The sequence below is a fragment of the Variovorax sp. DXTD-1 genome (genome assembly GCF_003984625.1).
Classification (GTDB): domain Bacteria; phylum Pseudomonadota; class Gammaproteobacteria; order Burkholderiales; family Burkholderiaceae_C; genus Variovorax.
In genome coordinates this window covers 64,931-77,939 of the sequence record NZ_RWKH01000016.1, presented here as the reverse complement: position 1 = coordinate 77,939, position 13,009 = coordinate 64,931, and the positions used below count along the sequence as shown (strand labels likewise).

The 13,009-nt window shown below is 64.6% G+C and carries 14 protein-coding genes; 9 read left to right on the top strand and 5 right to left on the bottom strand.

What is annotated here, in order from left to right; all coding sequences use genetic code 11:
• Nucleotides 1-4: 4 nt before the first annotated feature.
• On the top strand, nt 5-829 hold the full coding sequence (gene pyrF, locus EJI00_RS16310) for an orotidine-5'-phosphate decarboxylase (protein WP_126748544.1): 825 nt from the start codon (nt 5-7) through the stop codon (nt 827-829).
• Between the two features lie 10 nt (nt 830-839).
• On the opposite strand, the gene EJI00_RS16305 is transcribed toward pyrF, so the two are convergent.
• Nucleotides 840-1,574: a helix-turn-helix domain-containing protein gene (locus EJI00_RS16305; protein WP_126748543.1), complete on the bottom strand. Its 735-nt coding sequence runs from the start codon at nt 1,572-1,574 to the stop codon at nt 840-842.
• Nucleotides 1,575-1,715: 141 nt separating this feature from the next.
• Between EJI00_RS16305 and EJI00_RS16300 the strand changes: the two genes are divergently transcribed.
• From EJI00_RS16300 to EJI00_RS16270, 7 genes are all read left to right on the top strand, one after another.
• A complete protein-coding gene (locus EJI00_RS16300) occupies nt 1,716-2,573 on the top strand; it encodes a hypothetical protein (protein WP_126748542.1) in 858 nt (285 codons plus the stop codon).
• A 152-nt stretch (nt 2,574-2,725) separates the two neighbouring features.
• Nucleotides 2,726-4,714, top strand: a complete 1,989-nt coding sequence (locus EJI00_RS16295) for an MFS transporter (RefSeq protein ID WP_126748541.1) — start codon at nt 2,726-2,728, stop codon at nt 4,712-4,714.
• 155 nt (nt 4,715-4,869) lie between these two features.
• Nucleotides 4,870-5,373 carry a YiaA/YiaB family inner membrane protein gene (locus tag EJI00_RS16290; protein WP_126748540.1) on the top strand — a complete coding sequence of 168 codons (504 nt, stop codon included), beginning with the start codon at nt 4,870-4,872 and terminating at the stop codon, nt 5,371-5,373.
• A gap of 53 nt (nt 5,374-5,426) precedes the next feature.
• Nucleotides 5,427-5,894 carry a hypothetical protein gene (locus EJI00_RS16285; protein ID WP_148110638.1) on the top strand — a complete coding sequence of 156 codons (468 nt, stop codon included), beginning with the start codon at nt 5,427-5,429 and terminating at the stop codon, nt 5,892-5,894.
• Nucleotides 5,891-6,694 carry a DUF2145 domain-containing protein gene (locus EJI00_RS16280; protein ID WP_126748538.1) on the top strand — a complete coding sequence of 268 codons (804 nt, stop codon included), beginning with the start codon at nt 5,891-5,893 and terminating at the stop codon, nt 6,692-6,694. Before EJI00_RS16285 ends, EJI00_RS16280 begins: the two co-directional genes overlap by 4 nt.
• A 48-nt stretch (nt 6,695-6,742) precedes the next feature.
• Nucleotides 6,743-7,852, top strand: a complete 1,110-nt coding sequence (locus tag EJI00_RS16275; RefSeq protein ID WP_126748537.1) for a zinc ribbon domain-containing protein — start codon at nt 6,743-6,745, stop codon at nt 7,850-7,852.
• Nucleotides 7,853-7,942: 90 nt separating this feature from the next.
• Nucleotides 7,943-8,323 (top strand): DUF3597 domain-containing protein, encoded by a 381-nt coding sequence (locus EJI00_RS16270; RefSeq protein WP_126748536.1) that lies wholly within the window; start codon nt 7,943-7,945, stop codon nt 8,321-8,323.
• 69 nt (nt 8,324-8,392) lie between these two features.
• Here EJI00_RS16270 and EJI00_RS16265 read toward each other — a convergent pair whose 3' ends face one another.
• Nucleotides 8,393-9,181: an SDR family NAD(P)-dependent oxidoreductase gene (locus tag EJI00_RS16265; protein ID WP_126748535.1), complete on the bottom strand. Its 789-nt coding sequence runs from the start codon at nt 9,179-9,181 to the stop codon at nt 8,393-8,395.
• 126 nt (nt 9,182-9,307) lie between these two features.
• Here EJI00_RS16265 and EJI00_RS16260 point away from each other — a divergent pair, with 126 nt between their 5' ends.
• Nucleotides 9,308-9,691, top strand: a complete 384-nt coding sequence (locus tag EJI00_RS16260) for a hypothetical protein (protein WP_126748534.1) — start codon at nt 9,308-9,310, stop codon at nt 9,689-9,691.
• A gap of 34 nt (nt 9,692-9,725) precedes the next feature.
• Here EJI00_RS16260 and tgt read toward each other — a convergent pair whose 3' ends face one another.
• Genes tgt through EJI00_RS16245 form a run of 3 tightly spaced genes read right to left on the bottom strand, consistent with a single transcriptional unit; the run spans nt 9,726 to nt 12,956 of the window.
• On the bottom strand, nt 9,726-10,907 hold the full coding sequence (gene tgt / locus EJI00_RS16255) for a tRNA guanosine(34) transglycosylase Tgt (RefSeq protein ID WP_126748533.1): 1,182 nt from the start codon (nt 10,905-10,907) through the stop codon (nt 9,726-9,728).
• Nucleotides 10,900-11,508, bottom strand: coding sequence for a DUF4276 family protein (locus EJI00_RS16250; RefSeq protein ID WP_126748532.1), 609 nt, complete (start codon nt 11,506-11,508; stop codon nt 10,900-10,902). The genes tgt and EJI00_RS16250 overlap by 8 nt, the downstream gene beginning before the upstream one ends.
• 17 nt (nt 11,509-11,525) lie before the next feature.
• Nucleotides 11,526-12,956, bottom strand: a complete 1,431-nt coding sequence (locus tag EJI00_RS16245; RefSeq protein ID WP_126748531.1) for an AAA family ATPase — start codon at nt 12,954-12,956, stop codon at nt 11,526-11,528.
• Nucleotides 12,957-13,009 lie beyond the last annotated feature (53 nt).

Below are 13,009 nucleotides of genomic sequence, written 5' to 3'. Positions count from 1 at the left end.
CCCCATGACTTTCCTCGACAAGCTGGCCGCCGCACAGCAAAAAAACGGTTCGTTGCTCTGCGTGGGGCTCGATCCGGAGCCAGCCAAGTTCCCGGGGCAACTCAAGGGCGACGCCAGCCGCATCTATGACTTCTGCGCGCGCATCGTCGATGCGACCGCCGAACTGGTGATCGCCTTCAAGCCGCAGATTGCCTATTTCGCCGCCCACCGCGCCGAAGCCCAGCTCGAACAACTGATGGAGCACATGCGCCGCAATGCGCCCCATGTGCCCGTCATCCTGGACGCCAAGCGCGGCGACATCGGCTCCACCGCCGAGCAGTACGCCATCGAGGCCTTCGAGCGCTATGGCGCCGATGCGGTCACGCTGTCGCCCTTCATGGGCTTCGACTCGGTGGCGCCGTACCTCAAGCACGAGGGCAAGGGCGCCTTCCTGCTGTGCCGAACCAGCAACCCCGGTGGCTCCGACCTGCAGGGCCAGCGCCTCGCGGACATCGAGGGCCAGCCCTTCCTCTACGAGCATGTTGCCAAGCTCGCCCAAGGCCCGTGGAACCTCAACGGGCAGCTCGGCCTCGTGGTGGGCGCCACCTACCCGGCAGAGATCGAACGCGTGCGCGAACTCGCGCCCACGGTGCCGCTGCTGATTCCCGGCGTCGGCGCCCAGGGCGGCGATGCGGTGGCCACGGTGCGCGCGGGCTGGCGTACCGATGCGCCGATCATCGTGAACTCGTCGCGCGCCATCATCTACGCGTCGTCGGGCGACGACTTCGCCGAGGCGGCTAAAAAAGCCGCGCGCACCACGCGCGACGCGCTCGAAGCTGCGAAGCCCTGAAACCTGAGGTTCAGGCGCGGCGGAGCCGGGTAAAGGCTTCGAACTCCCAGTTGCGCATGCCCAGCAGCAGCGTGTAGCCCTCGCGGTCCTTGGCCGAGAGCTTCTGGTCCGTTTGGTGCTGCTGCGCAAAGTCCTGCGCCACGCGCTGCAGGCGCTCCAGGAATGCCGGCGCCAGCGAGCGGCTGATGGAGCCGTGCACCAGCAGCAGCCCCTCGGCCGGGCCGTCGAAGCCGCCGCGGTAGTAGTCGAGCACCACGTTCTCGCGAAAAAACTCCATCACCGGGCCGTGCGGCCGCCAGCGGAAGGTCTTGGCCAGCTTCAGCCGGTAGCGGTTGAGCGGGCGCAGCTCGATGATGCCGATGCGGTCCAGCTGCGCCAGGAAGCCGATGCATTCCGCCTCGGTGATCCGGTATGAAGCCACGATCTGCTCCAGCGTCCACTGGCTCAGCACGCTGATGGCCACCAGCAGCAGCTTCTTGTCCTTAATCACCGCCCTTTCCTGCTCCTGCGTGAGCTCCTTCAGCAGTGGCTGGGCGTCGGCCACGCGACGCGCCAGCTCGGCAAAGTCGATCTTGAGCGCGCGGCAGATCGCATCGACGCGCGAGAGCGGCATGTCGCTCTTGGCGAGCATGCGCTTCACGCTGGATTCCGCCATGTCGAGCGACCGCGCCAGGTCGGCGTAGGTCATGCGGGCGCTCTTGAGTTCGTTCTTGAGGGCTTGGACAAGGTCGACGGTGGTGCTCATGAAGGGTGGCTTGTGCGAAGAGGGGTATCGAAAAAGGATACCGAAAGGTGTGAATTAATACCTCGTATCGATTCTCGATGCCTACAGAGAGGCTGGCAACTAAATTCCGCGGCTCGTACCACCCAACCAACGAGGCCCGCCATGTTCCTGCCCACTCTCAGCCGCCGCGAACGCGGGCTGCTCTTCACCTTTGCGCTGCTTGCGCTGGTGGCCCTGTTCGGCCCCGCGCTGCCCGCGGCCGACGTGGCAATTGCCTCGGTGTTTGCCGACAACCGTGCCTGGCACGGCCTGCCCAATGCCATGGACGTGCTGAGCAACCTGCCCTTCCTGCTGATCGGCTGCTGGGGCCTGTACCGGCTCAACCGGATCGACCGGGCCCATCAACAGGCACTGGCCCAGTTTCCGCTGGCACCACCGGCCAGCGATCCGCCGGACAACACGCTGGACTGTGCCTGGCTGTTCTTCGCCGGCCTGATCGCCACCGCGGCGGGCTCGGCCTTCTATCACCTGCTGCCGGACGCGCCTCGCCTTGCGGCCGACCGCGCCGGCATGGCCGTGGCCTTTGCGGGGCTGATCGGCATTGCGGTCTGCGAACGCGTGAGCCAGCGTGCCGGCTGGCCCGCGGCCTGGTTCGTGCTGACGACGGGGTTGCTCGCGGCCGAGGTGGTCCAGGAAACCGGCAACGTCCTGCCCTGGGCCCTTGTGCAGTTCGGCGGCATGGCGCTGGTGCTGACGCTTGCGCTGGCTACGCCGATGCGTGGCGCCGTCGGCCTCAAGCTGGGCTGGGTGATCTTCTTCTACGCGGTGGCCAAGGCCTTCGAGCTGGCGGACCACCAGGTCTATGAAGCGTCCGGGCAACTGATCTCCGGCCACAGCCTCAAGCACCTGGTGGCGGCGCTGGCGGGCCTGCCGGTGCTGGCGGCGCTCCGGAAGCTCGACGTGAGCTGGCGCGGGACCCTGCTGCGGCACAATCCCGACGCAGCCGCCCTGACGGCCTGAGGATGTCCTGGGCTCGCCCCCAGTCTTCGCGCACTTCGTGTCGCTGCGCCAACCCCCTACCGGGGGCAACACCTGCGGCCCGGCAGAGCCGGTTCCGCGGTGTTCCACGAAGAAGCGGGACAGTGTGTAGATAACAAGAGGAGATGTTCCGAATGACAACCCCCGCCGCTGCTGCGACTGCCGCCACCGCGCCCCACGAGGCGAACGCGCACGCCAACCAGTTCGCCCTTCTCAAGCAGCGGCGTTTCGCGCCCTTCTTCTGGACGCAGTTCGCGGGCGCGGCGAACGACAACCTGTTCAAGTTCGCCTTCACCGTCATGGTGACCTACCAGCTCCAGCTGAGCTGGATGCCGCCGGCCATGGCGGGCCTGGTGATCGGGGCGCTTTTCATCCTGCCGTTTCTGCTGTTCTCCGCCACGGCGGGGCAGCTCACCGACAAGTTCGACAAGACGAAGATCATCCGCTTCGTGAAGAACTTCGAGATCGCGATCATGCTGATTGCGACCTGGGGCTTCCTGCGCGCCGATGCGGTGGTGCTGCTGGGCTGCGTGTTCCTCATGGGCCTGCATTCCACGCTGTTCGGGCCGGTCAAGTTCGCCTACCTGCCGCAGGTGCTCGACTCGCGCGAGCTCACGGGCGGCAACGGCATGGTCGAGATGGGCACTTTCGTCGCCATTCTGCTGGGGCAGGTGGCGGGCGGGCTGCTGGTGGCGCTGCCGCAGATCGGCCACACCACGGTGGCGGTGGCCTGCGTGCTGCTGGCACTGGTCGGGCGCGGCGTGGCGCAGGCCATTCCGCAGGCACCGGCCACCGACCCGGGGCTGGTGATCAACTGGAACCCGTTCAGCGAGACGTGGCGCAACCTCAAGCTCGCGCACGGCAACATCGTGGTGTTCCGCTCGCTCTTGGGCATTTCGTGGATGTGGTTCTTCGGCGCCGTCTTCCTGAGCCAGTTTCCCAGCTTTGCGAAGGAAGTGCTGCATGGCGACGAACAGGTGGCCTCGCTGCTGCTGGTGGTGTTCTCGGTGGGCATCGGCATCGGCTCGCTGCTGTGCGAGACGCTGAGCCGCCGGCAGGTCGAAATCGGCCTGGTGCCGCTGGGCGCCATCGGCATGAGCGTGTTCGCCATCGACCTGTACTTTGCATCGCGCGGTCTGCCGCCCGCACCCGCGGCGGCGGGTGCTCTTGCCGCCCCGGCGGTCATGGGGCTTGGCGCCTTCGTGAGCCAGGCCGCGCACTGGCGCGTGATGGCAGACCTGGCGCTGCTGTCGCTCTTCGCGGGGCTGTACAGCGTGCCGATGTACGCGCTGATCCAGCTGCGCAGCCAGCCTACGCACCGCGCACGGATCATTGCGGCCAACAACATCCTCAACGCGCTGTTCATGATCGGCAGTTCGGTGCTCGCGGGCGCATTGCTGGGCGCCGGCTTCACCATTCCGCAGATCTTCCTGTTCACCGGCATTGCCAACGCACTCGTGGCGTTCTACATCTTCATGCTGGTGCCGGAGTACCTGCTGCGCTTCATCGCGTGGATGCTGTCGCACTTCGTCTATCGCTTCGAGATCAAGGGCGACGAGCACATTCCCACCGAAGGCGCGGCGGTGCTGGTGTGCAACCACGTGAGCTTCATCGACGCGATATTGCTGATGGCCGCAAGCCCGCGGCCGATCCGCTTCATCATGGACCACCGGATCTTCAAGGTGCCGGTGCTCGGCTGGCTGTTCAAGCTGGCCAAGGCCATCCCCATCGCGCCGCAGAAGGAAGACCCGGCCGCCTACGAAGCCGCCTTTGCCCGCGCACTGCAGGTGCTGCGCGAGGGTGACCTGCTCGCGATCTTTCCCGAGGGCGCCATCACCCGCGACGGCCAACTGCAGCCGTTCAAGGGCGGCGTGATGAAGATCATCGAAAGCGCGCGCGCCGAAGGCATCGAGCCGCCGGTGATTCCCATGGCGTTGACCAATCTCTGGGGCTCGTACTTCAGCCGCATCGAATTGCGCGGCGGACAGAACGTGGCCATGGCCAAGCCCTTCCGCCGCGGTTTCTTCAGCCGCGTGGGGCTGAACGTGGGCCATGCGGTGCCGCCGGTCGAAGTGCAGCCCGAGGCGCTGCAGCAGCGCGTGAGCGGGTTGCTGGCCGCCTGACACGCAGAGGACGGCCTCGCCGGCGCGCAAGGCGCCGGAAAGTATCTTTTAGGGATACCGGAAGCGGCTCAAACCAGAACTGGTCGAAGCATTTGATCCTCGCGGCGCGGGGGCGAACCATCATTCGCCCACCTTCACTACGCCGCGAGGCATTCATGCAACCCTTCCCTTCCACCACCGTTTCGATCCAGCGCGATACGCGGGCCTGGCAGCTCCAGGTCTGGGCTTCTTTCGCGATTGCCGTGTTCCTGTGCGCCACCGGCTTGAGCTGGCTGCCGGGCGAGGCACTGGACCGTGCGTTCATGGTGATGGGCTATGTGTTCTGCCTGAGCACCGCCTTCATGCTGGCCAAGTTCATTCGCGACAACCAACACGCGGACGCCGGCGGCACCGCAGGCCGCGACGTGCCGATGTGGCGCCTGGTGGTCTGGGGCAGCTTCTTCACGGCCATGGGCCTGACCGGCTGGGGTCTGATCCGCATGGAGATCAACGACGCCTACAAGGCCTTCCTGGGTGTGAGCTGGTTGTTCCTGATCAGCTCGGCTTTCACGCTGGCCAAGACGCTGCGCGACCGCCACGAGGCCGACCTTGTCGAAGCGCGCCTGCAAGGCCGCCGTGCCGCGCGCCAGGAAGCGGCCGCCGCCGGCTCGGCCGAATGAGCGCGGCTCCGTCACTTTGCCTTGACCCGCACTTCAACCAACGAAAGATCGTCATGAAAAAGTCGATTGCTGCTCTCATCGTCGCTGCCTGCACCGCGTTCGCAGGTGCCGCGCTTCCCCTTCATGCCCGGGCCCAGAACCACGCTTCCGAGGCTTCGGCCGCCCTCTCGCTGCTGCCGGTGGCCTCGGTGGTGGGAGCCGCATCCGCCGTGGGAGCTTCCGCCACGGCGGTGGTCGCGGTGCCGGCCGCGCTTTCGGTGGGCGGTTCGGTGCTCACCGTGGTGGCGGTCGAGGCTTCGGCCGACGGCACCGTCTACGTGCTGGAGCGCGCTTCGGACGGCGCACGCGCCAGCGTCAAGGTCATGGGCCGCGCCGCCAATGGCGTGTCCGCCTCCGTCGGCACGGGTGTGCTGGTCAGCGTGATCGGCAGCGGCATCGTGCTGTCGGCCGCGGGCGAGGTGCTGGCCTTTGTGCCCAATGCCATCGGCCGCGCCCTGTTGTACAGCGAGAGGCTGTCATGAAGCGCGCCTTCGTCCAGGCGCTCTTTCCGGCGCTCCTGGCGCTTGCAGCGGCGCTGCCGCTGCAAGCGCAGGCCGGCCGCTCCTGCGAGCAGGCCAAGCCGACGGCAGAGTTGATCGTCAAGGGTATGCAGCTGGCCGAGCGCACGTCGCAGCAACTGGATGCGAGCGGCGCCCGCGTCGTGCTGCTGGCGCGGGCCGGGCAAGACCTGAGCAAGTACGGCCTGCGCTATTCGCACCTGGGCATCGCCTACAAGACCGAGCAAGGCCCGTGGCGCGTGGTGCACAAGCTCAACCAGTGCGGCACGGCCGTGGCCGCGGTGTACCGGCAGGGGCTCGGCGAGTTCTTTCTGGACGACCTCTGGCGCTATGAGGCGGCCTGGGTGGTGCCCACGCCGCAGGTGCAGGCGCAGCTGCTGGCCGCGCTGCAAGAGCCGCCGCCCCGCATCGTGCGGCTGAACGCGGCGCCCTACAGCATCGTGAGCTACGTGTGGGGGCAGAAGTACCAGCAGTCGAACCAGTGGGCCGTCGAGGCGCTGGCCGCGGCCATGGAGCCCGCCACCATCGGCAGCCGCGGGCAGGCGCAGGCGTGGATGCAGTTCAAGGGCTACGAACCGACGACACTGCGGCTCGGCCCGCTCACTCGCCTGGGCGGCCGCGTGGGGTCGGCCAATGTGGCCTTCGACGATCACCCGAACGACAAGCGGTTCTCGGACCGCATCGAAACGGTCACGGTCGATTCGGTGTTCGCATGGCTGCCGCGCGCGGGGCTGGGTGCGGCGCCGGTGGCTTTCAAGCTGTAGTTGCAACGGGAGCGTGCGCGCTTCAGAAGAAAAAAGAGGAAAAAAGAAATGAGCAAGTCATTGCGTCTGTCCGAGAAGTGGTTTCGCCGCGGCCTGTGGCTGGTGGCCCTGGTGTTCGCGAGTTTCCTGATCGGGCTCGGCGGCACCGTCGTGGGCGACCTGCCGCGGGTCGAGCGGGCGCTCGAACTGGACGACTTCATCGACCGCGCCGCGGCCGCGCCGCTGCGCGAGACGATCAAGGCGGCGGAAAAGACCGAACTGGCCGCGTCGCGGGAGCTCGAGCAGATCAGCCTGCAGCTCAGTGCCGCGCAGCAAGCCAGCGCCAATGCCCGCGAGACCTTCGGCAACTGGATTGCCACGCGGCGCGCCACCGCGCAGCCCGACCAGGACACCGAGCTCATCGCGCGCACCAAGGCGCTCGACGCGCTCAAGAACAAGGAAGACGCCGTGCAGCGCAAGGTGGATGCGCAGCACCAGATCGTGGTCGATGCGCGGCAGGGCGAGCAGCGTGCCCGCGAATCGCTCGCGGTGCTGGAGCGCGACGCCCAGGACAAGCTGGACGCCGAGTACCGGCGCGTCGAATTGCGTGTGTTCGGCTACCGGCTTGCGCTCACGCTGCCGCTGCTGGCGGTGGCGGGCTGGCTGTTCGTGAAGAAGCGCAAGGGCACTTATTGGCCCTTTGTCTGGGGCTTCATCTTCTTTGCGCTGTTCGCTTTCTTCGTCGAGCTGGTGCCCTACATGCCGAGCTACGGCGGCTACGTGCGCTACGTGGTGGGCATCCTGGTCACGGTGCTCGTGGGGCGCTACGCCATCGTCGCGCTGAACCGCTACCTTGCCCGCCAGAAGCTGGCCGAGCAGCAGCCCGACCAGGTGCGGCGAGAAGAGCTCAGCTACGACACCGCGCTCACGCGGCTCGGCAAGAACGTGTGCCCCGGCTGCGAACGGCCGGTGGACCTGAAGAACAACGAGATCGACTTCTGCCCGCATTGCGGCATCGGCCTGTTCGACCATTGCGGCCAGTGCGAAACCCGCAAGAGCGCGTTCTCGAAGTTCTGCCATGCCTGCGGTACTTCCGCCGCGCCGCGGGTGCCGTTCGCATCGGCCGCGGACTCTGCGGATTCGTTCACATCCGGCGCGGCGGTTCGGCCTGCCGTGTAGCGGGCGCGCCGCAGGGCCGTGCTACAACGTCCGGCGGCGACACAACTGTGGCCGCAGGTTTTCAGTCCTCAACATTGACGGAGCACACGCATGAGCATTTTCGGCAGCATTCTTTCCAAGATCTTCCCCTCCGCGAACGCCGCCACCGCCCCTGCTGCTCCGGCAGCACCGACGCCCGCAGGCGCACCCGCCGCCGCGGCACCGCCGCCGGCCATCACCGTGGTCGACGTCGAGGCACTGCTCGACGGCATGCCCGGCGCAAGCAGCCTGAACTGGCGCACTTCCATCGTCGACCTGATGAAGCTGCTGGGCCTGGACAGCAGCCTCGACGCGCGCAAGCAGCTCGCGGCCGAACTCAGCTATGGCCCGGACACCAGCGACAGCGCGAAGATGAACATCTGGCTGCACCGCCAGGTCATGACCAAGCTGGCTGCCAACGGCGGCAAGGTGCCGGCCGAACTGCGCGACTGAGCATCGTCGTCAACCCAGCAAAAAGCCCGGCATGCCGGGCTTTTTGCTTTGAAGAATCAGCAACAGGGCTTAGGTCCACCCGGCGTCCACCACGAAATCCTGCGCGGTGCACATCCGCGAGTCGTCGGCCGCCAGGAACAGGGCCATGGCGGCAATGTCCTCGGCCATCACGCGGCCCGGCAGGCACTGCGCGGCATCGATCTCGGCCCCGGACTCAGGCTTGACCCACAGCTTGATCTGCCGCTCGGTCATGACCCAGCCCGGCACGATCGAATTGACGCGGATGTTCTCCTTGCCCAGGTCTCGCGCCAGCGACCGCGTGAGCCCGCGCGCGGCTGCCTTGCAGGCCTGGTACACGGGGTAGCCCCGGCCCTTGATCATCCAGCTGATCGAGCCGAAGTTGATGATCGAGCCGCCGCCCAGCGCGCGCATGTCGTCCGCGACCGCCTGCGCGGCGAAGAACTGGTGCTTGAAGTTGACGGCCACGAGCCGGTCGAAATCTTCGCTGGTCACGTCGGCCATTTCATGGCGGCGGTCGTTGGCCGCGTTGTTCAGCAAAACGCCGATGGGGCCGAACTGCGCGCGCACCGCGGCAATGGCGGCGCTGAGGGCCGCGGTGTCGGTCACGTCGCATTCGCAGAACAGCACCGGGTTGCCGCCCTGGAGCTGGGCCGCGAGCGCACGGCCCGCTGCGGCATCGAGGTCGCAGAAGCCGACCCTCGCGCCTTGGTGGTGGAAGGCCCGCACCAGCGCTTCGCCGATGCCGGTGGCGCCGCCGGAGATGAACACGGTGCGGCCGGCCAGCGAGGGATAGCGGGCGGTGTATGCGGTAGGTGGTGATGAAGAAGCGGTGGTCATGGCGTTGAGCGTAGCGGATGTACGTCTGCAGGCGAACCCGGTTTAGTCCTGCGTACCTCCGGTGTACGTGGCGTATGGCTTCCGGCATGTGGGCAGCGGGCGCCTGCGTGGGTAGGCTTGTCGCCCATGAACATTTCCTACCGTCGCCGCGCGCTGAGCGGCCTTTCCGCTCTGGCGCTTCTACCCTTGGCAGCCGCCGTGCGGCCCGCCCGCGCGCAAGCGCCGGCGCCGATCCAGCTCTTCAAGCTGGTTTCGCCCAAAGACGAAATCATCGTCGGGGTGGAGGCGGCGCAACTCGGCACCGGGGCCGGCCCCGGCGTGCAGGGCCTGGCCGAACTGCTGGCGGCCAAGGGGCAGCTCACGCTTTGGCAATACGCATCGCAGAAAGATGCCGCAGGTGCGCTGGTGCAGGCGCCGCTGCGCCAGGTGGCCGTCTTCAAGAACGATCTGCTGCGCATCGAGCCGTACGCCACGCCGCTTGCCGTCAAGGCGCCCGCCGCTGCAAAGTAGAGCGAGCCGGTTCGACCGGGGCCCGGTGCGGCGGCTACACGCCGCGCGAGCGGTCGGCCTTGAAGCGGGCCCTGAAAGCCGTGAAAGTGCCCGCCTCGAGCGATTCGCGAATCTCGCGCATCAAGTTCAGGTAGTAGTGCAGGTTGTGGATGGTGGTGAGCATCGGCCCCAGCATCTCGGCGCAGCGGTCCAGATGGTGCAGGTAGGCGCGGCTGAAGCCCTCGCGTCCGCCGTCGTTCCAGCTCACGCCCGACGTGCCCGCACAGGCATGGCAGGTGCAGCTCGGGTCGATGGGCTGCGGGTCGTTCTTGTGGCGCGCATTGCGCATCTTCAGGTCGCCGAAGCGCGTGAACAGCGTGCCGTTGCGCGCGTTGCGGGTCGGCATCACGCAGTCGAACATGTCGACGCCGTCCGCCACGCCCTGCACCAGGTCCTCGGGCGTTCCCACGCCCATCAGGTAGCGCGGCTTGTGAGCCGGCAGCCGGTGCGGCGTGTGGCCCATGATGTGCAGCATCTCTTCCTTGGGCTCGCCCACGCTCACGCCGCCGATGGCGTAGCCCGGAAAGTCCATGTCCACCAGCGCGGCGAGCGATTCTTCGCGCAGGTTCTCGAACATGCCGCCCTGCACGATGCCGAAGAGCGCGTTCGGGTTTTCGAGCCGCGCAAATTCATGCTGGCAGCGCTTGGCCCAGCGCAGGCTCAGCTCCATCGAGATGCGCGCCTCGGCCTCCGTCGTGATGTGGCCCTTGGTGTCGTAGGGCGTGCACTCGTCGAACTGCATCACGATGTCGCTGTTGAGAATGGTCTGGATCTGCATCGAGACCTCGGGCGTGAGGAACAGCTTGTCGCCATTGACGGGCGATGCGAACTTGACGCCCTCTTCGCTGATCTTGCGCATTGCGCCCAGCGACCAGACCTGGAAGCCGCCCGAGTCGGTGAGGATGGGCTTGTTCCATTTTTCGAACTGGTGCAGCCCGCCGAAGCTCGCCATCACGTCCAGGCCGGGCCGCATCCACAGGTGGAAGGTGTTGCCCAGGATGATCTGCGCGCCCATCTCTTCGAGGCTGCGCGGCATCACGCCCTTGACGGTGCCGTAGGTGCCCACGGGCATGAAGATCGGCGTTTGCACCACGCCGTGGTTGAGCGTGAGCGTGGCCCGGCGCGCGTGGCTGTCGGGGTCGGTCTTGAGAAGTTCGAAGTTCAGCCCGTTATTCATGATTCTCAAAAAACTGTTTGACCTGTGTCTCTGCATGGGCGAAAGACGAAATCTGTCGAAGGCTTGAGAGGTCCATCAGTTCGGCGACGCGATGCCTCGCAGCTTCTGGCTTGAACTGGCGTTTTCGCCTTCCTGCCCGATCCGATGCCGCGATCAAGGCTTCGAAAAGCTTGGCTTTGGGATCAACGAGCTTTTCAATCGATTTGGCAGGTGGCAGCTGTAGGGCTGTCGTCCCGTGAGGATTTCCAGCAGCTGTCCGTATCGCCTGCTGGTCGAGTAACAACCAGCTCTCAGTCATCCGAATTGGTACCAAACAAATGTGCGAAGGTGGTTCTGCAATCGTCCTTTTTGCTAGTTCGATCTCTTGCTGTCGAGTCGCAGCTGCGGCTGACTCCGCGTCTCGATGGACGAATAGAAGATCGCAGGGGTAGAGCTGCAACGCGCGCGGTAGCCGTACTGCCAAAGGTCCGTTGTGCACACCTTCGGCGAACAAAATGCGATGCGGCCAAGGGCTCCATTCATCGAGCAAGAACTGAACAACAGGTAGCAGTGTTCGATCCGATGTTCCATCGGCAACCAACGTTGCAGTAAGAATTTTCATTGAGGGCGCTTCGCTCTTCAAGAGCCTTGGAGCAAGTCAGCCGTTTCAGGAAGGTGGTCTCTAACCAGCCTAGACCCTTTGGATTTCGTTGGAAGCCGATTGCCCGACAAATAAGCATGCAGCTCTCCGCGAGTGATGATGCTCGACGGGGGCGTAATAGCGGATTTTGTTCGCCACGTGCCATTTATAGGTTTGAAGTTCGCAAAAGATTGACCTCTTAAGCGGATCGTTTCGGCAAATAAAAGTTCGTCGTCAAGCAACTCCGCCACAACCAATGGAGAGTGCGTGTTGATGATGACTTGTCGGAGCTTTAGCTGATCTGCTAGCTCTTGCGATGACAGGTCAGCATCTGACAACTCGCGCACAAGGCGCAGCATTTCGGGAATCCGCTGTGGATGAATTCCATTTTCAGGCTCTTCCAAGCAAACGAGTCCGCTTGCATCTGGGTCACTCGACAACACAGCTAGTGCAAGGAAGCGCAATGTTCCGTCGGAAAGAGAACTCGCCGAGTAGGGGCGCTTGTCGCTCATCGTCACAGATAGCGTGCGCTGTTGTCTGGTCTGATCTGTATCAACGTCAAGTGCCTCGACCCCGGGGATCAGATCTGCAAGTCTGTTTGCAATGTCACCGTAGCGACCAAGCCGAAACAGAGTATTGGGTAAGTGCTCGCCAGTTGGAGACAACGAGGATTCTCCAAAAATGTCATCAGGAGCACGTAGCGCAGTGGGCTCCAACTGCAGCATTCGCCAAGATTGCATCTCCCGTCGCACGGCCAAAGCTGTGGGATGAGAGGATAAGTTAACCCCGGAGAGCACTGTTTGCGGACTTTTATGGGCGGAGATGCGTTGTGGATTGCCTCGCCCACCGCCGTCTCCGCGCAGAAGAATTGCGACATCTGAGCCTTTATCGTCCGTTTCGATAAACGGAGAGGTGCGAGGCCCAGGGCCGAAGATAATCTTCTTGTTTTTTGCAAGCTCGCTACCCCCATCAAACTGCAGAAACTTCTGCGCCTCACTGGATGGTTTGGCGCGGAGCTCTTCCTTCTCAATGTAAACCGGATCTTTCGAGGGCCCTGACGTTGCGTCGAGATTCAATCGCAAGACTAGTGAATATTCAACTAAGGTTGCAGTTGGTCGCGCTTTGCGATCAAAGTCATCAACTACTTCATTAGGAATGATCAGCTCCGCGAGAAATTCCATGCGTAAGTCTTTCGAGCTTTTATCTCGAAAGAACAGGGCTGCAAAATCCGATGCACGACCATGCGTTCCGCGCACGTTGCTGCAGGCTTTGATGATTGGCATCGACGCTAGATCACTGAGGAAAGTGATGGCGTCAAACAAGTTAGATTTTCCGACGCCATTGGCGCCAGCGATGCAGGTGAACAAGCCGAATTGAACATCGACGTCACGCAGATTCTTGAATCCTGCGACTCTTAAGCGGGTGAGCATCTCGTTCTCCTAGGCTGTTCAGCCAATTTTGGGCGCATGCGAAGTTGCATCAA